The organism is Streptomyces sp. NPDC012508, from assembly GCF_042902595.1.
Taxonomy (GTDB): Bacteria; Actinomycetota; Actinomycetes; order Streptomycetales; family Streptomycetaceae; genus Streptomyces.
In genome coordinates this window covers 32067-55246 of sequence record NZ_JBIBEO010000012.1, presented here as the reverse complement: position 1 = coordinate 55246, position 23180 = coordinate 32067, and the positions used below count along the sequence as shown (strand labels likewise).

Sequence of the window (23180 nt, the reverse complement as noted above, 5' to 3'; positions counted from 1 at the left end):
GGCCGGGGCCCATGGAGGGACGGGCCCCGGCGGCCGGGTTCTGGCTCGGGCTCGGGCTGGGGTCGGGCTCGGGCCCCGAGCTCGGGTCGGGCTCTGGGCTGGGGCCGGACGGTCAGGCGCGGCCGGTGAGGTCGTAGCCGGCGTCGTCGACGGCGGCGGCGATCGCGGCGTCGTCGGGGGCGCCGCCCGTGGTCACGGTCACCAGGCCGCCGGCGATGTCGACGTCCACGGAGATGACGCCGTCGAGCGCGGACACCGAGGTCGTGATCGCGGTCCTGCAGTGTCCGCAGGTCATGCCGGACACGGCGTAGACGGTGGCGGTGGTGTCGGCGACGGCGGTGGCGGTCGTCGCCGCGCCGGCGTCGGTCGAGCAGCTGCCGTCAGGAGTACAGCAGGAACCCATGTCTTCCTCCTCGCTAGGGCTGGATACCCTTGGGGGGTATCTGTTCGTCGATTCCATGTATACCCCCAGCGGGTATCGCGTGCAAGCGTTCCCCGAACTTGACTTGATACCCCCTAGGGGTATCGTGAGGTGCATCGAACGGTTACTCACGTACGGGAGAGCTGCCATGAACACCGGAGTGAAGATCACCGCCTTCGCCGCCGCGCTCGCCGCGACCTTCGGCACCGCGTACGGGGTCGGCCAGGGCATCGGGCCCGTGGGCGAACCGGCGAAGGCCGTGCACGAGGAGCACGGCGGCGAGCAGCGCGCCGGCGAGGAGGCCGGGCACGGCGGCCACGAGGAGGGCGCCGCGAACGCGCCCGCCGCCGGAGGTCTCCAGGTCTCCGAAGGCGGCTACACGCTGGCCATGGAGACTCCGAAGCCGGCCCAGGGAAAGAGCGTGCTGAAGTTCTCGATCAAGGACGCGGGAGGAAGGAACGTCACCGCGTTCACCACCGAGCACGGCAAAAAACTGCACTTCATCGTGGCCTCGCGTGACCTCACGGTCTACCGCCACCTGCACCCTGTGCGCGCGGCCGACGGAACCTGGTCGACACCGGTCGACCTGCCGGCCGCGGGCGGCTACAAGGCCTTCGCCGACTTCAAGCCCGCGGTGAAGAACGCCACGGGCGTGACGCTGGGTGTGGACCTGTCCGTCCCCGGCGCGTACGCGCCCCGTCCGCTCCCGGCCGCCGCGCGGACTGCGACCGTCGACGGCTACGAGGTCGAGCTGGGCGGCACGCTCGCCCCCGGCAAGGCGGGCGAACTGAAGCTCACGGTGCGCAAGGACGGGAAGCCGGTCACCGATCTGGAGCCCTACCTCGGGGCGTACGGCCATCTCGTCGCCCTGCGCGACGGCGACCTGGCCTACCTGCACGTCCACCCCAACGAGGGCGGCCCCGGCCCGGACGTCTCCTTCACCGCGACGGCGCCGAGCGCCGGTGCGTACCGGCTGTTCCTCGACTTCCAGCACGACGGGAAGGTGCGGACGGCGGCGTTCACGGTGCACGCGGGGCAGACGGCGGGGGCGGATGAGGCGCCGCACGATGCGGGAGACCACGCGCACGGCTAGGGTGGTCATTGGACTAGACCTGTAGCCGTCATTCATGGAGGAATGGGCTCGATGAGCAACCGTGCAGTCCTTGAGGTGATCGCCCTCGACGAGCAGGACGCCGTCGCCGCCCAGGCCGGCGGGGCGGACCGCCTCGAGCTGGTCACCGACATGGCGGCCGACGGGCTGACCCCGTCACGGACCGGCTTCGCCGCGATCCGGTCCGCCGTGGACATTCCGCTGCGCGTGATGCTCAGACTGACGGACGGCTTCGCGGCGGGTGACATCGACGCACTGGTGGCCCGCGCCGGCGACCTGCGGGAGGCGGGCGCGGAGGAGTTCGTGCTCGGCTTCCTGACGGCGGACGGCGACGCGGACCTGGTGGCCGTGGAGCGGCTGATCGCCGTCCTGGACGGCTGCCGGTGGACGTTCCACCGGGCGCTCGACCGCGCGGCCGACCGCGACGCGCTGCGCAAGCAGCTCGCGGACCTGCCGGGCCTCGACACGTACCTGACGGCGGGCGCGGCCACGGGCGTCGACGACGGCCTGCCCGTCCTCACGGCGGAAGCGGCACGCTCGGGCGAGCCGGGCTACGAGCCGCAGATCCTGGTGGGCGGCGGCCTCCGCCTCGACCACCTCCCGGAACTCCGCGCGGCGGGCCTCGACGCCTTCCACATCGGCGGCGCGGCCCGCCCGCAGGGCTGGAAGGCCCCGGTCTCCCCGGAGGCCGTCAGGCTCTGGCGCGACGCACTGGACGCGTGACGCCGAGACGCGGCCTGGTCGTCCGGGAGGCCTGACGCCGAGACGCCCGCCGTCCAGGACCCCCGGTCGTCCGGACGCGTGACGCGAGGACCCCCGGTCGTCCGGACGCGTGACGCGAGGACCCCCGGTCGTCCGGACGCGTGACGCCGTGACGCCCGGTCGCCCCGGCGCCGTGGCCGACGGTGTGGTTCAGCCCGCGACCCGTTCCACCGGGATCCACACCTCCGCGTCCGCGTGCGTGCCGTCCTCGGACACCCGGGTGCGCGAGAGCGACGGACCCGGCCGGCTCCGGAACGGGTTCGACGGGAACCACTGCGTGTACACGTCCCGCCAGAGGTACTGGACCGCCAGCGGGAACTCGCCCGAGGACTCGAACACCGCCCACGTCCCCGGCTCGACGTCGAGGCTCTCCGAGGCCCCGGGCACCTCCGCGTCGCTCACCACCCCGTGGAAGTAGTCGAGTTCGGTGCCCTCCGCGTCGTCCGCCGAGTGGTTGGCGACGGCGGCCACGACACCGCCGGGCTCCCCGGTCGCGTACTCCTCCCAGCGCCCCAGCGTCTCCATGCCGATGCTCTTGACGAACTCCACGATGGCCGGGTTCATCCCCTCGTAGACCAGCGGGACCTGCGTCCCCCTGCCCACGAGCCTGAACCCGTCCTTCTCCACCACTCGGTACCGCATGCTGCTGCTCCCTTCGACGATCAGCCGGAAGGACATCCGTGGCTGGGAGAGCAGTGCCGCACCCGTCCGCCGCGCCTCGCCGGGGCCGACCCCGTGCACGGCGCGGAAGGCACGCGCGAACGCCTCGCCCGAGCTGTACCCGTACCGCACCGCGACATCGAGCAGCGTCCGCTCCCCGGCGAGCACCTCGGCCCCGGCGAGCGTCAGCCGCCGGCGGCGGACGTACTCGGAGAGCGGGATGCCCGCCAGCGCCGAGAACATCCGCCGGAAGTGGTACTCCGACGTCATGGCGATACGCGCCAGCTCGGCCGCGTCGACGGGCTCGTCGAGGTGGCCCTCGATGTGGTCCATGGCCTCGTTCAGCCGCTCCAGCACTCCTGGCCGTCCTTCCCTCACTGATCCCCACGCTAGGGACGTCCCACTGTGCCGGACCCGACATCCTGTGCCCGCTGCGGTCGGGTCGGCCCGCAATTCGGTGGCCCCGCACGGAGGCCGCCGACTACCCTCCCCGCCATGGTCGACCTCGTGCGCGGACTCATCGCCGCCCAGTTCCCGCAGTGGGCCGGGCTGCCCGTCACGCGCGTGCCGTCGGCCGGTACGGACAACGACATGTACCGCCTCGGCGACGCGATGGCGGTCCGGCTGCCGAAGACCGCCGAGACCGCCGGGGGCGTGGCCAAGGAGCAGCGCTGGCTGCCGCACCTCGCCCCGCACCTCCCGCTGCCCGTGCCCGTTCCCGTGGGCATGGGGCGGCCAGGGGAGGGCTTCGACCTGCCCTGGTCGGTGTACGGCTGGCTCGACGGCGCCAACGCCTTCGACGAGCCGGTCACCGATCTCGCCCACGCGGCCGTGGAGTTGGGCCGTTTCGGCGTGGCACTGCGGGGCGTGGACGCCACCGGCGGCCCGAAGTCCTTCCGGGGCGGCCACGTCACCGAGTGGACCGGTGACCACATCGACCGCGCCCTCCGCGACCTCGGCGCCGACGGTACGGTCGACCGCGCCGCCGCCGAGGCCTGGGAGTCGGTGCTGCGCGTGCCGCAGTGGGACCGTGACCCCGTCTGGATCCACGGCGACCTGCTGCCCGGAAACCTGCTGACCCGCGACGGGCGGCTCAGCGCCGTCATCGACTTCGGCGCCGTCGGCACCGGCGACCCGGCCTGCGACATGATGGCCGCCTGGACGCTCCTCACCCCCGAGACCCGCCCGCTGTTCCGCGAGGCGGCCCGGGTGGACGACGCCACCTGGGCCCGTGGCCGCGGCTGGGCCCTGGGCTGGGGTCTGGTCACGGAGCACTACTACCGGGGCAGGAACCCCGTCCTCGCCGCCGTCGCCCACCGCGCGTGGACCGAGGCGCTCCCGGAGTTCGCGCCCGGCGCGTGAGGAAGGTGCGCGAGGGAGGCGCGTGAGCCGAGGCGCGTGAGATCCGCGCAATGAGGTGCGCGCACGAGGCTGGTCATCCCGCCCCGCAGGCCGCACCATGCCCCTCACTACTCGTGCGTAACACCTTGTAGGGGGAAGCGTGTTGAGGCTCCGTGTCAGGTTCGTCCCGCTGCTCGCGCTCGTCGTGTCCCTGCTCGTCCCGGTCACTGCCGGACCCGCCCAGGGGGCGGCGCAGGCCCGTACCCCGGTCGTCCTCGTCCACGGATACAACGCCGACCCCGGGGTCTGGGGCGGCCTGCGCGAGAACCTCAAGGCCGACGGGTACACCGACGCCGAGCTGTTCTCCTTCGGCTACGACACCCACCGGTCCGTCAACGAGGTCCTCGCCGGCGAACTCGCCGCGTACGTCGCGGACGTCAAGCGGCGGACCGGCGCGAGCCGGGTGGACCTCGTCGCCCACTCCTTCGGCAGCCTCCTCACCCGCTGGTACGTGAAGTTCGACGCCGCCGGCCAGTCGTCGGTCGCCCACTGGGTCTCGCTCGCCGGCCCCAACCACGGCACCGGCACGGCGTGGGCCTGCGCCCTGTGGGACCAGGCCTGCCGGGACATGACGCCGGGCTCCTACGTCCAGAAGAAGCTGGCCGAGGGGGACGAGACCCCCGGCGCCGTCCGGTACGCCACCTGGTGGTCGAACTGCGACGAGGTCATCAACCCCGACAGCAGCGTGCCGCTGACGGGGGCCACCAACAACGCCGCCGGCTGCCTCGACCACAACGCGCTGCTCGGCGACGACGGCGTCTCCCGGGGAGTCCGCGCCTTCCTCGCCTCCTAGCTAGCCGACGCAGTCCAACTGCGGCGGCAGCGGCGAGGAGTGGACGACCGTCAGCCCCGACACCGCACGCGTCAGCGCCACATACAGCCGCCGCAGTCCCGTCCGCTCGTCCGGCTCGCCGTCCACGACGGCGGCCGGGTCGTCCAGGACCACGTAGTCGTACTCCAGGCCCTTCGCCAGCGAGGCCGGGACGAGCGTCAGACGGGACTCGGCCGTCGTCTCCTCGCCGGGGGAGAGGTACGTCAGCCCGGCCGCCGTCAGCGCCTCCGCGAGCGGCGCGATCCGGGCGTCGGCGGCGATCAGGCCGATGGAGCCCTCGTGCTCCAGGGACTCCACGCAGGCCGCCACGACCCCGGCGTCCAGCTCCGCAGGCTCGCGGTGGCGGATCGACAGCGAGCCCGGGTTCTCCCGGACCGACTCGACCGCCGCAAGACCGGGGGACATGTACGGCAGCAGCAGGGACGCGTACGCGATGACCTCGCGCGGCACACGGAAACCGGCGGTCAGCTCCTCGACCACGGCCTCCGGCTTGCCGAGGTGCGTCAGCGCCTGCGCCCAGCTCTCGGTCGCCCACGGCGTGGTGCCCTGCGCCAGGTCGCCGAGGATCGTCGCCGAACCGGTCGTGCAGCGGCGGCCGACGGCCCGGTACTGCATCGGGGAGAGGTCCTGCGCCTCGTCGAGGACGACGTGGCCGAGCGAGTGCGTCCGCTCCACCAGGTCCTTCGCCTCGTCGATCAGGACCGCGTCCGCCGCCGACCACTTCGCCGACTTCACCGACCGGGCGGGCTTCGCCCACAGCAGCAGCTTCTGCTCGTCGTCGGTCAGGATCCCCGCCGCGTGCGCGGCGAGGAACTCGGCGTCGCTCAGCAGCCGCAGCACCAGCTTCGCCGGATCGACCGGCGGCCAGAGCGCCTTCACGGCCGCCTTCACCGCAGTGTTGCGGGCCACCGCGTCCTGCACCCGGTCGTCGGGAGCCTCGCCCGCCTGCTCCATGCGGACCAGGACCGCGTGCGCGATGCGCTGCGGAAGCGCGTCGCGGGCAGCGCCGTAACGGATGTCGCGGTCCAGCAACTCGCGGACCATCTCCTCCAGTTCGTACGCGGGGACGCGCCAGCGACGCGAACCGCGCACCACCATCAGCGGCTCCGTCGGCAGCGTGACGTGCGAGCGGACCGCGCGGCGCAGCACCTCCGCCATCCTCGCGTCGCCCTTGACGGTCGCCGTCGCCGCCTCGTCGGTGCCGCGCACCTCGACATGGGCGACGAGGTCGTCGACGGTGGCCTGCTGGACCTCCAGCTCGCCGAGGGCGGGGAGGACCTGCTCGATGTAGTGGAGGAAGGAGCGGTTCGGCCCGATGACGAGCGTGCCGGTGCGGGCGAGCCGGTCCCGGTGCGCGTAGAGGAGGTACGCGACCCGGTGCAGGCCCACGGCCGTCTTTCCGGTGCCGGGGCCGCCCTGGACGCAGACGGTGCCGCCGAGCCCCGACCGTACGATCTCGTCCTGCTCGGGCTGGATGGTGGCGACGATGTCCCGCATCGGTCCCACGCGCGGGCGCTCGATCTCGGCCTGGAGCAGCCGGCTCGTCCGCTCCTGCTCGGCCGGGTCGGAGAGATGCTCGTCCTCGTACGCGGTGAGCTCGCCGCCCGTGTAGCCGAACCGGCGCCGCAGCCCGACGTCCTGCGGGTCCTTCTTCGAGGCCCGGTAGAACGGCTGGGAGACCGGGGCGCGCCAGTCGATGACCATGGGGTCGCCGCCGGCGTCGTGGACGTGCCGTCGGCCGATGTAGAAGCGCTGGCCCTCCTGCGTGGTGTGCAGGTAGTCGAGCCGGCCGAAGAAGAGCGGCGTGTGGGAGAGGTCGGCGAGGGCCTTGATGCGCTCCTCGATCTGGCGGCCGAGGACGAGCGAGTTGACCCAGTTCGCGGTGACGTCCTTGATGTCGAGCGCCTCGACGTCCTCGCGCATCGCCCGCAGCGCGGCGCGCGAGTCGGCGAGATGGGCGCGTTCGCGCGCGAGCGGATCGACGGACGTGGACATGCGGAAGCCTCCAGGCCGGGGTGCGGGACACACGGGACATGACAGGGCGGCCGCCGGTTTCCGACCGGAGGCGGCGCTCCACGGAGGGAGGCGGGGAAGTCGGAGATTGTAGCTTCGGGGGCGCGGGGGAGGCGAATGGTTTTCCGTGAGGGAGGGCGCTGATCGGACCCGTAGGGGGTGGGTCCCTCCTGAGGGGGACGGAGGTTTCCACCCCCAGCCTGATGTGTTCGGAATGTCCGGATTCCATCATGGAGGCATGACCACAGCGACCTTCACCCCCGACCGCACGATTCCCCGCTCCCACCGACTCGCCCTCGCGCTCCGCGCGATACGCGCCTACGGCACCGCCGCCGTGGACGTCGTCGTGCTCGGCCGGTACGCCGAGGAGGCGGGGGTCAGGAACCCCCGACCCGAGTACATCGGAGGCCCGGACTGAGTACGACCGCCCATGCCCGGGTCCGGCCTGCGCTGATGTGATCGGGGCATGACGACGAACCAGGCACCCCAGGCGGCGGCTCCCACGGCCGAGCCCGAGCCGACGGCCGTGCCCGACCCGACGGCCCCGTCCGCCCGCGCGCTGCGGATCATCGCGCTCTGCGGCCTCCTGGCGCTCTTCGTCTCCTTCGTCCTCACCGCGATCGTCATGCTGGAGGACAGCATCGGCGACGACGGCAGAGCCGGTGCGGCGATCGACGCGGCCTTCTGGGCGCTGGGCCTCGGCACCCTGGCCGGTCTCGTCGCCGCCGTACTGCCCCGCTCGGTCCTGGCCCACCGCGCGCGCACGTACGCGGTGGCCCTCCAGTACATGCTGGCGCTGATCGCCCCGTTGATCGCGATGATGGACTGATGCCGTGAGCCCGGCCGGCGTACGGGCGGGCGCGCTGTCCCCGGCCATCGGCCGGCATCGCGCCGACCGGCCACCGGAGCCCGGCGCCGGTCGACCCGCCGGCACCCGGCACCGGACCTCGGCGCTACTGCCCCGCCTGTTCGCCCTCGCCCGCCATCAGTTCGTCCGCGTCCACGATCCGGTACGCGTAGCCCTGCTCCGCGAGGAACCGCTGGCGGTGCGCCGCGAAGTCCTGGTCGATCGTGTCGCGCGCGACGACCGAGTAGAAGTGCGCCTGGTGCCCGTCGGACTTCGGCCGCAGCACCCGGCCGAGGCGCTGCGCCTCCTCCTGGCGCGAGCCGAACGTGCCCGACACCTGGATCGCGACCGTCGCCTCCGGCAGGTCGATGGAGAAGTTCGCCACCTTCGAGACGACGAGCACGCTGATCTCGCCCTCACGGAACGCCCCGAAGAGCTTCTCGCGCTGCGCGTTCGACGTCTCGCCCTTGATGACCGGCGCGTCCAGATGCTCGCCGAGCTCGTCCAGCTGGTCGATGTACTGGCCGATGACGAGGATCTGCTGCCCGGCGAACTTCCGCACGAGCGCCTCGGTCACCTTCCGCTTCGTCGCCGTCGTGGCGCAGAAGCGGTACTTCTCCTCCGTCTCGGCGGTCGCGTACGCCAGCCGCTCCGACTCCGTCAGGTTGACCCGGACCTCGACGCAGTCGGCGGGCGCGATGTACCCCTGCGCCTCGATCTCCTTCCATGGCGCGTCGAACCGCTTCGGCCCGATGAGCGAGAAGACATCGGACTCGCGTCCGTCCTCGCGCACCAGCGTGGCCGTGAGTCCGAGCCGCCGCCGGGCCTGGAGGTCGGCGGTGAACTTGAAGACGGGCGCGGGCAGCAGGTGCACCTCGTCGTAGACGATCAGGCCCCAGTCGCGGGAGTCGAAGAGCTCCAGGTGGGGGTAGATCCCCTTCCGCTTGGTCGTGAGCACCTGGTAGGTGGCGATGGTGACCGGCCGGATCTCCTTCTTCGTACCGGAGTACTCGCCGATCTCGTCCTCGGTGAGCGAGGTCCGCTTCACCAGCTCGTGCTTCCACTGACGGGCCGAGACGGTGTTGGTGACCAGGATGAGCGTGGTGGCCTTCGCCTGGGCCATCGCCCCGGCGCCGACCAGCGTCTTTCCGGCGCCGCAGGGAAGCACGACGACACCGGAGCCGCCGTGCCAGAAGCCCTCGACGGCCTGCTTCTGGTACGGGCGAAGGGCCCAGCCGTCCTCGGCGAGTTCGATCGGGTGCGCCTCGCCGTCGACGTAACCGGCGAGGTCCTCGGCGGGCCAGCCCAGCTTCAGGAGCGTCTGCTTGATCTGGCCGCGCTCGGAGGGGTGCACGGCGACGGTGTCCGGGTCGATCCGGGCGCCGACGAGCGGCTGCACCTTCTTCGAGCGGAGGATCTCCTCCAGGACGGGCCGGTCGGTGGAGGTGAGGACGAGCCCGTGGGTGGGGTGCTTGGAGAGCGTCAGCCGGCCGTAGCGGGCCATGGTCTCGGCGACGTCCACGAGGAGCGCGTGCGGCACGGGGTAGCGGGAGAACTCGACGAGCGCGTCGACGACCTGCTCGGCGTCGTGCCCGGCGGCCCGCGCGTTCCACAGGCCGAGCGGCGTCACCCGGTACGTGTGGATGTGCTCGGGCGCCCGCTCCAGCTCGGCGAACGGCGCGATGGCCCGCCGACAGGCGTCGGCGAGCTCGTGGTCGACCTCCAGGAGCAGCGTCTTGTCGCTCTGGACGATGAGTGGTCCGTTCACGTACGTACATCCCTTCGCACGGGCCAAACATCCAGTGTGCCTGACACCCGGCCGATGCAGGTGGGGGCCGCCGCACCGGCCGGACGGCCAGAGGGTGTCCGGCGGATCCCCTAGACCTGGTCGTCCGCCAGTTCCGCGACGCCCGTGATGCGGTGGAGGGGGTACGTGCGGACTTCGTCCGCCGTGTGGTCGTAGCCCGTCACGAAACCGCCCTCCACCCGGACCGGGGCGATGACGCGCTGGCTCGCCGCGCCCTCCGCGTTGACGTAGCCGATCCAGACGGCGGAGCCGGTCATCGCGGCGGCCTGGACGGTGGCCAGGGTCTCGGCGGGGGAGGTGCGGGGCAGCTCGCCGCCGGCGCGGGCCGGGGCATCGGGGCGTTCCTTGCGGACCGCCGTCGCGGCCGCGTCCCCCGACCGGATCGCGCGGACCGCCGCGCCGAGGAGCGTCCCGTCAGGGGCGGGCGGGCCGTCGGGGACGGGCGCGGGCGCGGTGCGGGGGCCGGTGCGGTAGGCGTCGGCGCGGGTGATCAGGACGTCGCCGGCCGCGGACTCGGCGGCCGGGGCGTATCCCATCGACCGCAGCCCGTCGAGCAGCGCCGCAGGGTCGGTCTGGGCGGCGAGCACGGTCGGCGCGAGGCGGCGCAGCCGCAGCGACGCGGAACGCTTGTCGGCCAGGATCTCGCCGAGGAGCGCGTCGTCGTCGCAGCGTACGTAGGCGGAGGCGGCGCCGATCCGGAGGTGGCCGTGTTTCCGCGCCACGTCGTCGATGAGGTACGAGAGCGGCTGCGGGACCGGCGTACGGGAGTGGGCCGTCAGGAAGTCCTGGAGGTCGGACGCGCTGCGCCCGGCGTCGAGCGCGCGGCGGACCGAGCCCGGCGTGAACCGGTAGACGGTCGCACCGCCCTTCGACTCCACGTCCGCGAGGACGGAGAGCATGTCGGCGAGCGGGCGCCTGAGCGGTCCCGGTGCGACGGCGGTGAGATCGGCCTGGAGCAGCACGTGGTCGACGGCCTCGGGGAGCAGCGGGGCGAGCAGGGTCGCGGCGCGGGCGGCGGCGACGGACAGCTCGACGCCGTGTTCGGCGACCGGCTCGGCGGCCGCCTCGGCGAGCGGCAGGTTGAGCAGCGCCCGGGCGGGCGAGGCGAGGGCGCCGCGCCCGGTGATCCCGAGCAGCTCGGCCTCGGCGAGGGTCCACAGGGCGAGCCGGGACCGGAGGTCGCTGGGCCCGTGTCCGGTGGCGGACCGGGTGGCGCCCGTACCGCCGCCGGGCCCGGTGCCGGTGCCTGTGCCGTACGCGGTGCCGGTGCCGGTGCCGGTGCCGGTGCCTGTGCCGTACGCCGTACCGGTGGTGCCGTACGCGCCGCCCGCACCCGCACCAGCGCCGTACGCGCCGCCATGCCCCGTCCCGCTCGGGCCGCCCCGGCCGCCCGTGGCCGTGCCGGCGCCCTGGTCCGGCGCGCCCGCGCCGCCCGCCGACGAGCCCCGCAGCGGGCGCTCCCACCGCAGCCGGGCCAGCAATGTCTCCGGGTCCGCCGCCACGCCGGGCGGCAGCGTCGCCTGCAGGGTGAGGACCCGGCGCCGTACCTCCGGTGCCGCGCCCCGGTCGAGGTCCGGGCCCAGGGCGGAGAGCGCGCGGCCCTTCGCGTCCTGGCCGCCGACGAGCCCCGAGGTCCGCGTACCCACCAGCCAGGACGTGGCGAGCCGGGCCCAGCGCTCGGCGGGCGGCAGGTCGAGCCAGTCGTCGTAGGCGGGCGTCGGCGCGTACCGCTCGTCCGCCTCGCCGTCCGAGGCGAGCAGCCCCGCCCCGTACGCCAGCTCCAGCCAGAACGCCGCGACCTGCTCCGTCACGTCCAGCGCCGTGGCGGTCCGCTTGAGGTCCCGTACGGACATCCCGCCCGCGCGCAGGACGGCGGGGCCGCCCTGGTCCCAGGTCTTCAGCAGCTCCTCGACCGTCGCGAGCGCCGTGTACGCCTGGCCTGCCGCCGCGTTGTCCACAACCTGGGGACGGTATTCGCGCAGAACGGCCAGCGTCGGCGCGTGCGGCTCGGGCGAGCGGTGCGCCCGGCCGCCGCGCAGGTGCAACGCCGCCTCCCGGGGCAGGACGACGGTGCGGGGCGAGGCGGGCAGCAGCAGGCCGCGGTCACGGAGCCAGCGGACCGGCGGGGCCGGGTTCGCCGTGACCTCGCCGTACGGCGGGCCCCACACCAGCCGGTCGAGCACCGCCAGCGCGTCCGACGGCGCCGTGTCGAGCAGTGCGCCCATCCGGTCCCGGTCGGTGAACAGATCCGTCAGCGCCGCCACCGCCGACACCGGGTCGTGCGTCGCGGGCAGCCCGGCGGCCGCGAGGATCTCCTGGATCCGGCCCGGCGACATCCCGGCCGTCGACTCGGAGACGGTCGGCCCGAGACCGGTCGGGGACGGGTGCTGCGGGGAGGGCGCGAGCAGCTCCCGCGCGGTCCGTACGAGCCGCAGCCGATCGTCCTCGCCCCAGACCAGGGCCTGTTCGCGCAGCACCTCCACGGCGCGGGGCAGCGCCGCCTCGATGTCCGGGTCGCCGTCGTCGCCGGTGAGGAGAGCGAGGAGTACGGGATACGGGGCGGGGTCCGGGGCCACGGCCAGCGCCTCGGCGGTCTGGAGCGTGAACCGGTCGAGCCGTTCGAGCGCGCGCACCACGGAGCCGCGGGTTCCGGCCCTGGTGGCGAGCTGGGTCAGGTCGTTCGGCACGGGGGAGAGCAGATCGGGGCGGGCGCGCAACAGCGCGGCGAGCCCTTCGTCGCCCCGCGCGCGCAGCGCCTCCGCGAGCGTGCGCGGCGCAGCGGCGGCGCCAGTTCCTCCGGGCACGTGCGCCTCCCGATCGAGCTCACCGATCCCCATCCGCCCCACGTTAGCCCCTGCGCGGGCGCTAACGTCGGGGCGTACCGGCCGTGGAGGGGACTGTGGGCATCGAGAGCGACCAGTTGGTCTTCGACTATCTGAGCCGGGTGGGCGATCTGGCGCAGCAGCGGCAGCTGCCGTCGGGGGCGCGGATGAAGCTCGTGTCGTCGCTCCGGGGCGAGATCGACCGGCGGCGCGCCACGTACGGCCGGGAGAGTCCGACGGCGGTCCGCTCCCTCCTCGACGAACTGGGCTCGCCGGACGAGGTGGTGGACCGGGCGGCGGGTATCGCGCCGTCGCCGTCGCCCTCGGTACCGATGCCCCGCCCGGAGCCGACCGCCGGAGCCGCGCCTCCGCACCTGGCCGGGACGGACGAGGTCGGGTCGGCCGACACGGAACCGGACTGGTGGCGGCTGGACGACCGCGAGCCGGCGCTGCCGGGGGACGACCTGGTGCCGGGGTTCAGGGGCGGCGTGGAGATCCCGGAGATCCTGAAGCCGCCGCCGGGGGAGACGGAGGAGGACGCGGGGGAGCCGGGGGAGCCGGACCTGGAGGCCGCCGGCCGCCGGCCGATGTGGCGACGTGTCCTGCGGCCGCGGCGGCTGCCCGAGGAGGAAGCTGTCGCGCGCCGCGTCCGGTTCGGCAGCCCGATGCTGTTGGTGGCGGCGCTTCTGCTGCTCGGCGGCGCGGTCTTCGGCTCGCTGGTGGCGCTGGCCCTGGGCTGGCTCCTCGCGTACGGCTCGCGCCGCCTCTCGGCGGGGGAGACGCGGTTCGCGGTCGTCATCCTCCCGCTCCTCGCGGCGACGGCGGGCGTGGCCTGGCTCTGGGGCCGGGCGGACGGCCGCTGGGGCGAGCCGGTGGCGGCGGGGAGCGAGGCGCTGGGGGCGGCGATCTCGGAGACGTGGCCGTGGACGCTCAAGGGCGCGGCGATCGCGACGTCGCTCTACCTCGTGTGGCGCAGCCGCCGCCACGTGTGACGCCCCTGTGGCCCCCGCCGCACCCGGCGGAACCCACCGTCACCCCCTGGGTGCCGGCACCGCCCCCCACGGCGCCCCCGGGACCACCAGGGGGGAGCCCGTGACGGGGTCCGGGACCACCACCGACTTCAGGCCGAAGACGTCGCGGACCAGGTCCTCCGTCACCACGTCCTCCGGCGCCCCCTCCGCCACCACGCGCCCCGCCTTCATCGCCACCAGATGGTCCGCGTACCGCGCCGCCTGGTTCAGGTCGTGGAGGACCAGGACGACCGTCCGGCCCCGCGCCACGTTCAGGCGGCGCACCAGGTCCAGGACCTCCACCTGGTGGGCGATGTCCAGGTACGTCGTCGGCTCGTCGAGCAGCAGCAGATCCGTCTCCTGCGCGAGCGCCATCGCGATCCAGACCCGCTGCCGCTGACCGCCCGACAGCTCGTCCACCGACCGGTCGGCCAGCGCGGCGACGTCCGTCGACGCCATGGCCTCCTGGACCGCCCGCTCGTCCGCCTCCGACCACTGCTTCCACCACGCCTGGTGCGGCTGACGTCCCCGCGAGACGAGGTCGGCGACCGTGATCGCCTCCGGTGCGACAGGGGTCTGCGGCAGCAGCCCGATCGACTGCGCGATCCGCTTCGTCGGCAGCTTCGCCAGCGACTCCCCGTCGAGGAGCACCGCCCCGCCCGCCGGCTTGAGCAGCCGCCCGAGTGCCCGCAGCGTCGTCGACTTCCCGCACGCGTTAGGACCGACGATCACGGTCACCTTGCCGTCCGGGACGGCAAGGTCCAGCTCCTCCACGACCGTACGGTCCTCGTACGCGAGCGTCAGCTCGCGCGCGGTCAGCCGGCTCACGACTTTCCTCCCACGCTTCGGCTCCGGACGATGAGCCAGATCAGATACGGGGCGCCGACCGCCGCCGTCAGGACACCCACCGGCAGCTCGGTCGGCGAGAACAGCCGCTTGCCCAGCAGATCCGCGAGCACCACGACGAACGCGCCCATCAGCGCCGAGCACAGCAGCGGGATCTGTGCCGTACGCGTCATCCGCCGGGCGATCTGCGGGGCGAGCAGCGCCACGAAGTCGACCGGACCGGCCACCCCCGTGGCCACCGACGCGAGCACGACGCCGACGCACACGAGCCCCAGCCGGGTCCGCCCGAGCGAGACCCCCAGGGCCGTCGCCGTGTCGTCGTCCAACGACACCGTGCGCTGCGCGCGCGCCGCCCACAGGATCGCCGGGAGCAGCACGATCAGGGTCCAGCGGATCGGCGCCGCCTCGTCCCAGCCGCGCCCGTTCAGCGAGCCGGTCATCCAGATCTGGGCCTGCTGGGCGACCAGGTAGTCGCCCTTGGTCATGAACAGGGTGATCAGCGAGCGCAGCGCGATCGCGAAGCCGATCCCGATCAGCACGAACCGCGTCGCGTGCAGCCCGCCGCGCCACGCGAAGACGTACACGAGCGCGGCGGCCGCGATGCCGCCGACGACCGAGAGGTACGGCAGGACGGTGTACGAGGTGAGGCCGAAGGTCATCGCGCCGACCGTCAGCGCGCCCGCGCCCTGGCTGATGCCGATGATGTCGGGGCTGGCCAGCGGGTTGCGGGCGACGGTCTGGATGAGGGCGCCGGCGATCCCGAACGCGGCGCCGACCATCAGCCCGACCGCGAGCCGCGGCATCCGCAGCTCCTCGACGACGAACGCGGACCGGGACTCCTGCCCGAGGACCACCTTCAGGACCTCGCCCGGTGCGACGAACTTCTCGCCGACACAGAGGTACGCGACGCAGACCGCGACGAGCAGCAGCAGAAGACCCGTGGCCACCAGCGCCGAGCGCCGGTGCAGCAGGAACGACCCGCCGCCCGCGCGCACGACCCCGTACCCGGCAGGCCGTACACGCCCGGCAGGACGGACGCGCCCGGCAGGACGTGCAGACGTCGTCGTCATGCCGGCACCGCCTTCCGGCGCACCAGCGTCACCAGGAACGGCACCCCGATGAGCGCCGTCATCACCCCCGCGGGCACCTCGCCCGGAGGAAAGAGCACCCGCCCGATCACGTCCGACACCAGCAGCATCACGGGCCCCACCAGGGCCGCCATCGGCAGCACCCAGCGGTGGTCGCTGCCCACGATCGCGCGGGCGATGTGCGGCACCGCGAGGCCGACGAACGCGATCGGTCCGGCCGCCGCGACCCCCGCGCCGGTCAGCACGGTCGCCCCGACACCGCCCACGATCCGTACCGTCGCCACCCGCTGGCCGAGCCCCTTCGCCACGTCCTCGCCGAGCGCCAGCGCGTCCAGTCCCCGGGCCACGGAGAGCACGAGCACCGCGCCGAGCAGCAGGAAGGGCCAGATCTGGCCGACGACCTCGGCGTCCCGCCCGTCCAGCGAGCCGATCTGCCAGAACCGGAACTCGTCGAGCGCCGACGCCCTGGTCGTGAGCACCCCGGTCGTCACGGACAGCAGCAGCGCGTTGATCGCGGCGCCGCCGAGCGCCAGCTTCACCGGCGTCGCCCCGCCGCGCCCGCTGGAGGCGATCGCGTACACCGCGACCGACGCGAGGGCCGCGCCCGCGAAGGCGAACCACACGTACCCCGTCAGCGTGTGCACCCCGGCGAAGGCGATCGCGAGGACCACGCCCACCGAGGCGCCCTGGCTGATGCCGAGGATCCCCGGGTCGGCGATCGGGTTCCGGGTGATGCCCTGCAGGGCCGTGCCCGCGAGGGCGAGGGCGGCGCCGACCATCAGCCCGATCAGCGTCCTGGGGACGCGCATCTGCCGTACGACCTCGGCGTCGTCGCTCGTGCCGCCGTGCAGCAGCGCGTCGAGGACCGTGGACGGGGCGACGGCCCGGGCGCCCACGGCGAGGCTCAGCAGGATCGCGAGGAGGAGGGCGACGACGGCGACGGTGGTGGCCAGAACGCGTCTGGAACGGAAAGCGGCGGTCATCGAGGCCCATCGGGAGGTGCGGGTGGTACGTCGACTTCGGTGAGCCTGGGCTCACCCGGTCGGCGGGGGTCAGTCTAAGCAGCAGGCCTGTTCGAACACCCGGGCACAATGTCACCCATGACTCTCGCGCGACTCCCGCTTACCGTCGGCTTCGACCTGGACATGACGCTGATCGACTCCCGCCCGGGCATCAAGGCCACCTACGAGGCCTTCTCCGCGCAGGTCGGCGTCGCGATCGACGCCGATCTGGCGGTCTCGCGGCTCGGGCCGCCGCTGGAGCACGAGCTGGCCCACTGGTTCCCGGAGGCGGAGATCGTGGAGCGGGTCGGCCAGTACCGCGCGCTCTACCCGACGTACGCGATCGAGCCCTCGCTCGCGCTGCCCGGCGCCCGGGATGCGATTCAAGCCGTTCGCGAGGCGGGCGGCCGCGCCATCGTCGTCACCGCGAAGAACGAGCCGCACGCCAAGCTGCACCTCTCCCACCTCGGCATCGACCCGGACGCCGTCATCGGCGGACTGTGGGCCGAGGGCAAGGCGGAGGCCCTGCGCGAGTACGGCGCGCGGGTGTACGTCGGCGACCACACCGGCGACGTACGCGGCGCCGCGACCGCGGGCGCCCTGTCGGTGGCCGTGGCGACCGGACCGTGCGACGAGGCGGAGCTGCGGGCCGCCGGCGCGGACGTCGTCCTGCCGGATCTCACCGGGTTCCGTGCCTGGTGGGAGGCGTACCGGGGCTAGTCGGCCCCGGCCCCGGCCGCCTTCGCCTGCCGCCGCTGAGCCCCGATCGAGCGCAGCACACCGGCTCCCGCGACCAGGAATCCGACGCCCATCAGCATGCAGACGGCGTACGCGACCGGCGGAAACGGGTCGGTGCCGAGGAACAGCGGCGCGACCGTGACCAGCGTGGCCACCGCACCGATGATGAAGACAATCGCACCGGCACGGACGAGGCCGTCACCCGGAGCGCTGTCGTCCGACGGGGCCGAAGGGGTTTCACTACGCATTCGGCCAGGGTAGTTCCCAGGCCGAAGGAACAAACCGGCGACGTCTTGTCACCGCCCCGAAGCCCATTAGCCTTGGTGCGGGCGACCGCTGAATCGGTCTCCAGAGCCGGATTCCCGGCGCATTCCATCGAGTACGAGGACGAGGACGGACGTGCCTACCGGCAAGGTCAAATGGTTCAACAGCGAGAAGGGCTTCGGCTTTCTCTCCCGCGACGACGGCGGCGACGTCTTCGTCCACTCGTCGGTGCTCCCTGCCGGAGTCGACGCCCTCAAGCCGGGGCAGCGTGTGGAGTTCGGGGTGGTCGCCGGACAGCGCGGTGACCAGGCGCTCTCCGTGACGGTCCTCGACCCGACCCCGTCCGTCGCCGCGGCGCAGCGCCGTAAGCCCGACGAACTGGCGTCCATCGTGCAGGACCTGACGACGCTCCTGGAGAACATCACGCCGATGCTGGAGCGCGGCCGCTACCCCGACAGGGCGCAGGGCGGCAAGATCGCGGGCCTGCTGCGGGCGGTCGCGGACCAGCTCGACGTCTGATCCGATCCATCCGTTCCGTTACGGGAACGACAGCGCATCCGGGCCGAGGGGCGGTACCAGCCCCTCGGCCGCCGCGCGTGTGAGCAGCCCGCGCACGGCCGCGTAGCCGGCCTCCCCGAGGTCGGCCGTGAACTCGTTGACGTAGAGACCGATGTGCTGATCGGCCACCTTGGGGTCCATCTCCTGCGCGTGCTCGAGTACGTACGGGCGTGAGACGGCCGGGTCGTCCCAAGCCATCCGAACCGATGCACGGGCCGCGTCCGCGAGGCTCCGCAGCACGTCCTGGCCGAGCGAGCGGCGGGCGATGATCGCACCGAGCGGGATCGGGAGACCGGTGGTGTCCTCCCAGTGGGTGCCCATGTCGGCCAGCGCGTGCAGACCGTAGTTCTGGTAGGTGAACCGGGCCTCGTGGATGACGAGCCCCGCGTCGACCTTCCCGTCGCGCACGGCGGGCATGATCTCGTGGAACGGCATGACGACGACGTTCCCGACCCCGTCCGGGACGACGTCCGCCGCCCAGAGCCGGAACAGCAGGTACGCCGTGGAGCGCTCGCTCGGCACGGCGACGGTCTTCCCCGCCAGATCCACCCCCGGCTCCCGGGTGAGCACCAGGGGGCCGCAGCCGCGGCCCAGCGCGCCGCCGCAGGGCAGCAGGGCGTACTCGTCGAGGACCCAGGGCAGCACCGCGTACGAGACCTTCAGGACGTCGTACGCGGGGTCGGCGCTCTCGGCCCAGCCGTTGGTGAGGTCGATGTCGGCGAACGTCACGTCGAGGCGCGGGGCGCCGGGGACGCGGCCGTGGGCCCAGGCGTCGAAGACGAAGGTGTCGTTCGGGCAGGGCGAGTACGCGATCTTGAGCTTGGGCGTCATGGGGCGGGCTCCACGAAGACGGTGGTGCTGAGCAGCTGGAACGTGTGCCGCAGCGAGTCCAGGGCCTCGCCGATACGCCAGGCGGCCCGGTCGCGCGGGCCGACGGCGTTGGAGACGGCGCGGATCTCGACCACGGGTACGCCGTGGGCGGCGGCGGCCTCGGCGACGCCGAACCCCTCCATCGCCTCGGCGGCGGCGCCGGGGTGACGGGCCGCCAGCTCGGCGGCCCGCTCGGCCGTGCCGGTGACGGTGGAGACGGTGAGGACGGGCGCGACGGTGTGGCGCTGCCCGCCGCGGGCGAGGGCGTCGGAGATCCGCCCGGTCAGGGCGGGCGGCACGGGGTGCGTGGAGCGACCGAAGCCGAGCTCTTCGACGGTGAGGTAGCCGTCGGGCGTCTGCGCGCCCAGGTCGGCGGAGACGATCGCGCCGGACACGACGACGGAGCCGAGGGGCGCGAGGGGCTGGAACCCGCCGGCGATCCCGGCGGAGACGACGAGGTCGTAGGGGGTGGCGGCCCGCGCGAGCGCGGTGGCGGTGGCCGCGGCGGCGGCCGCGGGCCCGACACCGCCGACGAGTACGTCGGCGGCGTGCGGCCCGTCGACGCGAAGGCCGCGCGCGACGGAGTCCGCCTCCGCCGCCACGGCCGTCACGATCAGGGTCCGGACCGTCACCGGAGGATCAGGATTCCTTCTTCAGCCCGAAGTGCCAGACGCCGGTCAGCTTCTTGCCGTCGCTCTCGACGATGGTGACCTGGGTCTCGTCGGTCGCCTCGCCGGTCTGGGAGGAGAAGAAGGCGCTGGCCGGAATGGTCCGGTACGTCTTGTGGTACGGCTCCGGCTCGGCGTTCTGGCCACCGAGGAAGATGGTCCAGCCGTTCTCGGCGATCGAGGGGTCGACGCCGAAGCGGATCTTGTCGTCCGCGGCGACCGTGAGGGTCTTCTCGGCCTTCTTGTTGAGGCACTGCTGGATCTGCGACTCCTTGATGGCGTCGCCGTCGTTGTAGCAGGCGGCCTCGGAGTGCACCGAGTCGGTCCCGACCGTCAGGGTCGCGAGCGGAGTCGGCTTGTCGCAGGCGGAGAGTACGAGGAGGCCGGCGGAGACGGCCCCGAGGGCGACGGCGGCCCGGCGGCGCGAGCTGGTGAAGAACGCAACGGTCATGGCCCGAAGGCTATCGGGCGGGTCGAACTCCGCCACGCGGGGGTGCGGCGCGCCGCGTTTTCCTGCCGGTGTGGCGGCGGGGGAGGGGCGGGTCCGGGGTGTGCCGTACCTCCCCGGGGTCCGGGGTGCCGCACGTCCCCGGGGTCCGGCGCGTCGTCACTCCGGGTGCTGGGAGGGCAGGGGCTTGCGGGCGGCCACCAGGAGGCCGCGGACCGCGAGGAGGGCGCCCAGGCCCAGGAAGCCCGCCGCCACCGACATGCCCACCGGGCCGCTCAGCGGCAGCGAGATGCCGATCGCGCCGCCCACCACCCATGCCATCTGGAGCAGGGTCTCCGAACGGGCGAACGCGGACGTGCGCACCACCTCCGGCACGTCCCGCTGGATCAGCGCGTCGAGCGACAGCTTCGACAGCGCCTGCGTCAGGCCCGCCACCGCACCCAGTACGGCCACCATGACCCCGCCGAAGAACGCCGCCGCGAGGATCGCCACCCCGCACACCGTCGTGATCATCGTGGCGATGATCACCTCCGGCGCGTGGCCGCGGTCCTTCAGGAGCGAGCCGACGGCCGTCCCGCACGCGTTCCCCACGCCCGCCGCCACCGCCACCATCGCGAGCGACACCGCCGCGCTCTGCCCCGACAGCGGATGCTCGCGCAGCAGGAAGGCCAGGAAGAAGATCAGGAACCCCGACAGCATCCGCTGCGCCGCGTTCGCCTGGAGCCCGTGCAGCACCGAGGGCCCCACCGTCCGCAGGCTCGGCTTCTTCTCGCCGTGCGTGAGCAGGTGCACCCGCCGTTCGCCCTTCGCCGAGTCGACCTTGTGCGGCATGCGGAAGGCCCAGTACGCGCCCAGCAGGAACAGCGCGCACGCCCCGTACAGCGGGTACTGCGGCCCGATCTGCTGGAGCCCCGCGCCGATCGGCGCCGCGATCCCGGTCGCGAGGAGACCCGCGAGGGTGACCCGGGAGTTCGCCTTGACCAGCGAGAAGCCGTGCGGCAGCAGGCGCGGCACGACGGCGCTGCGCACCACCCCGTACGCCTTCGAGGCGACGAGCACGCCGAGCGCCGCCGGGTACAGCTCCAGGCCGCCGGTCGCCACCGCGCCCGACATGGTGATCGCGAGGACGGCGCGGGTCAGCATCGCCCCGGCCATCGCGGCGCGCCGCCCGTGCGGGAGCCGGTCGAGCAGAGGGCCGATCACAGGGGCCAGCAGGGTGAACGGGAGCATGGTGATCGCCAGGTAGAGCGCGACCCGGCCGCGTGCCTCGTCCGTCGGTACGGAGAAGAAGACCGTGGAGGCGAGCGCGACGGTGATCATGACGTCGCCGGCGCCGTTCACGGCGTGCAGCTCGATCAGCTTGCCGAGCCCCGACTCGCCCGCGCCGTGCGCGTGTGTCGCCCTGCGGATGCCCTTGGCCGTGCCCGTGACCGGCCAGTGCAGGGCGCGCCCGACTGCCCGGCCCGCTCGGCTGAGCGGCCCGGCATGATCGTCGGATCGTGCGGACGACCGTGCGGCTGCCACTCCGTCATAGTGCCCCACGCCCCTGACTTGTGAACCGTGGCACGGCGGACCGGCGGTCCACGATCCGGGCCACTTGGGGCGGGCAGGTGGGCGGCGGGCGGCGGAGGGGGTAGCGTGCGTAGCGCGCCACCGGCGGAAGATCTCGGCCGCGCGCCTCTTCGGCATCCCGCAGAATGGATGACGATAGGTGTGCCCGAGAGACGCGAGACATGTCGGGCGCGGACGTCGATGCGGCCCCCTGGTCCGCTCCGCCCGCCGCCCGGGGCTTTTCGCTCCCGCTCCTCGGCCGGCGCACCCGTGAGACGGCGTAGGAGAGAAGCGAGACCTGTGAGTGCTGCGACGACGCGAAGCCGTACCCCGCGTACCCCGCGTACCCCCGACCGCCTGTGCGCCGAGGCGGTAGACCTGGCGCGGGCGGCCGCCGAGGAGGCTGCCGCACCCGGCATCGTCGGGGCCCATGTGGAGGCCGTCGCCGACGGTGACCGGGTCGTCACGCACTTCTTCGAGAGCAAGGAGCCGGGCTACCGCGGCTGGCGCTGGGCCGTGACGGTCACCCGTGCCTCCCGGGCGAAGAACGTCACCCTTGACGAAACCGTCCTGCTGCCGGGTTCGGACGCCCTCATGGCCCCGGAGTGGGTGCCGTGGAGCGAGCGGCTGCGGCCGGGCGACATGGGCCCGGGGGACCTGCTGCCGACGGAGCAGGACGACCTCAGGCTGGAGCCGGGGTACACGGGCGAGGACGCGCCGCCGCCGAACTCCGCGGTCTCGGAGGAGATGGCGGACCACCTCGACGCGGAGGACGCGGAGATCGTCTCCCGTACGCCGTCCCGGGGCGCGATCGCCTCGGTGGCGGAGGAGCTCGGGATGCGGCGGGCGCGGGTGCTGTCGCGGTACGGGCTGCATGTGGCGGCGGACCGCTGGGACGAGTCGTTCGGGGCGAAGACCCCGATGGCACAGGCGGCGCCGGCGTCGTGCGACTCCTGCGCGTTCCTGGTGCCGCTGGCGGGCTCGCTGAAGCAGGCGTTCGGGGTCTGCGCGAACGAGTTCTCGCCGGCGGACGGGCGGGTCGTCTCGCTCGCGTACGGGTGCGGTGGGCACTCGGAGGCGGCGGTCATGCCGAAGCCGCCGCGGCCGGCGCCGCCGGTGCTGGACTCGATGGGGGCGGATGCGTTTCCGCTGCGGCCGGCGAAGGACTCGGGCTCGACGACGGAACCGGACGACACGTCGGAAGACCTGGGCCACTCCTAACCACCCGCCGCTGGGCCCCGCCCGGGACGCCTGCTGCCCACCCGTTGTGGGCAACTGTTCCGCCGGGGCGTGGGGTCCCCCCGGACGGAGTCTGGGGGAGGGTGGGCACAACGGACGGCGCCCTAGCAGGCGCCTCTGCCCCTTGGGCCCGGTGCCGCCAGGGCCCTGAAACTTGGACGTGCCTCGTGGTGCGGGGGTGCTCGGAGCGGACGCGCCCGCAGGGGCGCCGTCCCGTGTGCCC

At 73.6% G+C, this 23180-nt stretch carries 23 protein-coding genes; 10 read left to right on the top strand and 13 right to left on the bottom strand.

The genetic code is table 11. From position 1 onward, the window contains the following. Positions 1–112: 112 nt before the first annotated feature. The gene (locus ACFY8U_RS34030; RefSeq protein ID WP_389576026.1) at positions 113–403 is read right to left on the bottom strand and encodes a cation transporter; all 291 of its coding nucleotides are present in this window, start codon (positions 401–403) and stop codon (positions 113–115) included. A 166-nt stretch (positions 404–569) separates the two neighbouring features. Between ACFY8U_RS34030 and ACFY8U_RS34025 the strand changes: the two genes are divergently transcribed. Together ACFY8U_RS34025 and ACFY8U_RS34020 are read left to right on the top strand one after the other, a co-directional pair. After that, positions 570–1514, top strand: a complete 945-nt coding sequence (locus ACFY8U_RS34025; protein ID WP_389576025.1) for a hypothetical protein — start codon at positions 570–572, stop codon at positions 1512–1514. 51 nt (positions 1515–1565) lie between these two features. Next, the gene (locus ACFY8U_RS34020) at positions 1566–2255 is read left to right on the top strand and encodes a copper homeostasis protein CutC (protein WP_389576024.1); all 690 of its coding nucleotides are present in this window, start codon (positions 1566–1568) and stop codon (positions 2253–2255) included. Between the two features lie 189 nt (positions 2256–2444). Here ACFY8U_RS34020 and ACFY8U_RS34015 read toward each other — a convergent pair whose 3' ends face one another. Next, entirely contained in the window at positions 2445–3311 is an 867-nt protein-coding gene (locus tag ACFY8U_RS34015) for a helix-turn-helix domain-containing protein (protein WP_389576023.1), read from the bottom strand. A 138-nt stretch (positions 3312–3449) separates the two neighbouring features. On the opposite strand from ACFY8U_RS34015, the gene ACFY8U_RS34010 reads away from it, so the two are divergent. Both ACFY8U_RS34010 and ACFY8U_RS34005 read left to right on the top strand, forming a co-directional pair. Next, on the top strand, positions 3450–4316 hold the full coding sequence (locus tag ACFY8U_RS34010; protein ID WP_389576022.1) for an aminoglycoside phosphotransferase family protein: 867 nt from the start codon (positions 3450–3452) through the stop codon (positions 4314–4316). A 139-nt stretch (positions 4317–4455) separates the two neighbouring features. Then, a complete protein-coding gene (locus ACFY8U_RS34005; protein WP_389576021.1) occupies positions 4456–5148 on the top strand; it encodes an esterase/lipase family protein in 693 nt (230 codons plus the stop codon). Here the strand turns inward: ACFY8U_RS34005 and ACFY8U_RS34000 are convergent, their stop codons facing one another. Further along, entirely contained in the window at positions 5149–7182 is a 2034-nt protein-coding gene (locus tag ACFY8U_RS34000; RefSeq protein ID WP_389576020.1) for a HelD family protein, read from the bottom strand. Between the two features lie 256 nt (positions 7183–7438). Between ACFY8U_RS34000 and ACFY8U_RS33995 the strand changes: the two genes are divergently transcribed. Further along, positions 7439–7618 (top strand): hypothetical protein, encoded by a 180-nt coding sequence (locus tag ACFY8U_RS33995; RefSeq protein ID WP_361598815.1) that lies wholly within the window; start codon positions 7439–7441, stop codon positions 7616–7618. 48 nt (positions 7619–7666) lie between these two features. Next, positions 7667–8029 (top strand): hypothetical protein, encoded by a 363-nt coding sequence (locus ACFY8U_RS33990; RefSeq protein WP_389576019.1) that lies wholly within the window; start codon positions 7667–7669, stop codon positions 8027–8029. A gap of 124 nt (positions 8030–8153) precedes the next feature. Here the strand turns inward: ACFY8U_RS33990 and ACFY8U_RS33985 are convergent, their stop codons facing one another. Together ACFY8U_RS33985 and ACFY8U_RS33980 are read right to left on the bottom strand one after the other, a co-directional pair. After that, positions 8154–9815, bottom strand: coding sequence for a DNA repair helicase XPB (locus ACFY8U_RS33985; RefSeq protein ID WP_361437118.1), 1662 nt, complete (start codon positions 9813–9815; stop codon positions 8154–8156). Positions 9816–9925: 110 nt separating this feature from the next. Further along, positions 9926–12691: a helicase-associated domain-containing protein gene (locus ACFY8U_RS33980; RefSeq protein ID WP_389576018.1), complete on the bottom strand. Its 2766-nt coding sequence runs from the start codon at positions 12689–12691 to the stop codon at positions 9926–9928. Between the two features lie 62 nt (positions 12692–12753). Here ACFY8U_RS33980 and ACFY8U_RS33975 point away from each other — a divergent pair, with 62 nt between their 5' ends. Then, entirely contained in the window at positions 12754–13668 is a 915-nt protein-coding gene (locus tag ACFY8U_RS33975; protein ID WP_389576017.1) for a hypothetical protein, read from the top strand. 39 nt (positions 13669–13707) lie between these two features. Here ACFY8U_RS33975 and ACFY8U_RS33970 read toward each other — a convergent pair whose 3' ends face one another. From ACFY8U_RS33970 to ACFY8U_RS33960, 3 genes are read right to left on the bottom strand one after another with little or no spacing between them, the layout of a single operon-like run. Continuing rightward, positions 13708–14514, bottom strand: a complete 807-nt coding sequence (locus ACFY8U_RS33970; RefSeq protein ID WP_389576016.1) for an ABC transporter ATP-binding protein — start codon at positions 14512–14514, stop codon at positions 13708–13710. Further along, the gene (locus ACFY8U_RS33965) at positions 14511–15602 is read right to left on the bottom strand and encodes a FecCD family ABC transporter permease (protein ID WP_389576015.1); all 1092 of its coding nucleotides are present in this window, start codon (positions 15600–15602) and stop codon (positions 14511–14513) included. Before ACFY8U_RS33965 ends, ACFY8U_RS33970 begins: the two co-directional genes overlap by 4 nt. Then, a complete protein-coding gene (locus tag ACFY8U_RS33960) occupies positions 15599–16603 on the bottom strand; it encodes an iron ABC transporter permease (protein ID WP_361437130.1) in 1005 nt (334 codons plus the stop codon). The genes ACFY8U_RS33965 and ACFY8U_RS33960 overlap by 4 nt, the downstream gene beginning before the upstream one ends. 108 nt (positions 16604–16711) lie before the next feature. Between ACFY8U_RS33960 and ACFY8U_RS33955 the strand changes: the two genes are divergently transcribed. Next, entirely contained in the window at positions 16712–17341 is a 630-nt protein-coding gene (locus ACFY8U_RS33955) for a haloacid dehalogenase-like hydrolase (RefSeq protein WP_361598795.1), read from the top strand. On the opposite strand, the gene ACFY8U_RS33950 is transcribed toward ACFY8U_RS33955, so the two are convergent. After that, positions 17338–17607 carry a hypothetical protein gene (locus ACFY8U_RS33950; protein WP_389576014.1) on the bottom strand — a complete coding sequence of 90 codons (270 nt, stop codon included), beginning with the start codon at positions 17605–17607 and terminating at the stop codon, positions 17338–17340. The two genes, ACFY8U_RS33955 and ACFY8U_RS33950, sit on opposite strands and share 4 nt — an antisense overlap. A gap of 151 nt (positions 17608–17758) precedes the next feature. Between ACFY8U_RS33950 and ACFY8U_RS33945 the strand changes: the two genes are divergently transcribed. Next, the gene (locus ACFY8U_RS33945) at positions 17759–18142 is read left to right on the top strand and encodes a cold-shock protein (protein WP_361437137.1); all 384 of its coding nucleotides are present in this window, start codon (positions 17759–17761) and stop codon (positions 18140–18142) included. A gap of 18 nt (positions 18143–18160) precedes the next feature. Here the strand turns inward: ACFY8U_RS33945 and ACFY8U_RS33940 are convergent, their stop codons facing one another. The 4 genes from ACFY8U_RS33940 to ACFY8U_RS33925 all read right to left on the bottom strand — a co-directional run bounded on the left by ACFY8U_RS33940 (position 18161) and on the right by ACFY8U_RS33925 (position 21691). Then, a complete protein-coding gene (locus tag ACFY8U_RS33940) occupies positions 18161–19012 on the bottom strand; it encodes a 1,4-dihydroxy-6-naphthoate synthase (protein WP_389576013.1) in 852 nt (283 codons plus the stop codon). Next, on the bottom strand, positions 19009–19683 hold the full coding sequence (locus ACFY8U_RS33935; RefSeq protein ID WP_389576012.1) for a futalosine hydrolase: 675 nt from the start codon (positions 19681–19683) through the stop codon (positions 19009–19011). Before ACFY8U_RS33935 ends, ACFY8U_RS33940 begins: the two co-directional genes overlap by 4 nt. A 7-nt stretch (positions 19684–19690) precedes the next feature. Continuing rightward, complete coding sequence (locus ACFY8U_RS33930; protein ID WP_361598783.1) at positions 19691–20170, bottom strand: DUF2771 domain-containing protein; 480 nt, start codon at positions 20168–20170, stop codon at positions 19691–19693. A 156-nt stretch (positions 20171–20326) separates the two neighbouring features. Then, the gene (locus ACFY8U_RS33925; protein WP_361437146.1) at positions 20327–21691 is read right to left on the bottom strand and encodes an MFS transporter; all 1365 of its coding nucleotides are present in this window, start codon (positions 21689–21691) and stop codon (positions 20327–20329) included. Positions 21692–22018: 327 nt separating this feature from the next. On the opposite strand from ACFY8U_RS33925, the gene ACFY8U_RS33920 reads away from it, so the two are divergent. Further along, entirely contained in the window at positions 22019–22939 is a 921-nt protein-coding gene (locus ACFY8U_RS33920; protein ID WP_361598777.1) for a DUF3027 domain-containing protein, read from the top strand. Positions 22940–23180: the final 241 nt, after the last annotated feature.

Coding starts and splice junctions, on each gene's coding strand:
- ACFY8U_RS34030 (WP_389576026.1), bottom strand. CDS start 403: ATGGGTTCCTGCTGTACTCCTGACGGCAGCTGCTCGACCGACGCCGGC.
- ACFY8U_RS34025 (WP_389576025.1), top strand. CDS start 570: ATGAACACCGGAGTGAAGATCACCGCCTTCGCCGCCGCGCTCGCCGCG.
- ACFY8U_RS34020 (WP_389576024.1), top strand. CDS start 1,566: ATGAGCAACCGTGCAGTCCTTGAGGTGATCGCCCTCGACGAGCAGGAC.
- ACFY8U_RS34010 (WP_389576022.1), top strand. CDS start 3,450: ATGGTCGACCTCGTGCGCGGACTCATCGCCGCCCAGTTCCCGCAGTGG.
- ACFY8U_RS34000 (WP_389576020.1), bottom strand. CDS start 7,182: ATGTCCACGTCCGTCGATCCGCTCGCGCGCGAACGCGCCCATCTCGCC.
- ACFY8U_RS33995 (WP_361598815.1), top strand. CDS start 7,439: ATGACCACAGCGACCTTCACCCCCGACCGCACGATTCCCCGCTCCCAC.
- ACFY8U_RS33990 (WP_389576019.1), top strand. CDS start 7,667: ATGACGACGAACCAGGCACCCCAGGCGGCGGCTCCCACGGCCGAGCCC.
- ACFY8U_RS33980 (WP_389576018.1), bottom strand. CDS start 12,691: ATGGGGATCGGTGAGCTCGATCGGGAGGCGCACGTGCCCGGAGGAACT.
- ACFY8U_RS33965 (WP_389576015.1), bottom strand. CDS start 15,602: ATGACGACGACGTCTGCACGTCCTGCCGGGCGCGTCCGTCCTGCCGGG.
- ACFY8U_RS33960 (WP_361437130.1), bottom strand. CDS start 16,603: ATGACCGCCGCTTTCCGTTCCAGACGCGTTCTGGCCACCACCGTCGCC.
- ACFY8U_RS33955 (WP_361598795.1), top strand. CDS start 16,712: ATGTCACCCATGACTCTCGCGCGACTCCCGCTTACCGTCGGCTTCGAC.
- ACFY8U_RS33950 (WP_389576014.1), bottom strand. CDS start 17,607: ATGCGTAGTGAAACCCCTTCGGCCCCGTCGGACGACAGCGCTCCGGGT.
- ACFY8U_RS33940 (WP_389576013.1), bottom strand. CDS start 19,012: ATGACGCCCAAGCTCAAGATCGCGTACTCGCCCTGCCCGAACGACACC.
- ACFY8U_RS33930 (WP_361598783.1), bottom strand. CDS start 20,170: ATGACCGTTGCGTTCTTCACCAGCTCGCGCCGCCGGGCCGCCGTCGCC.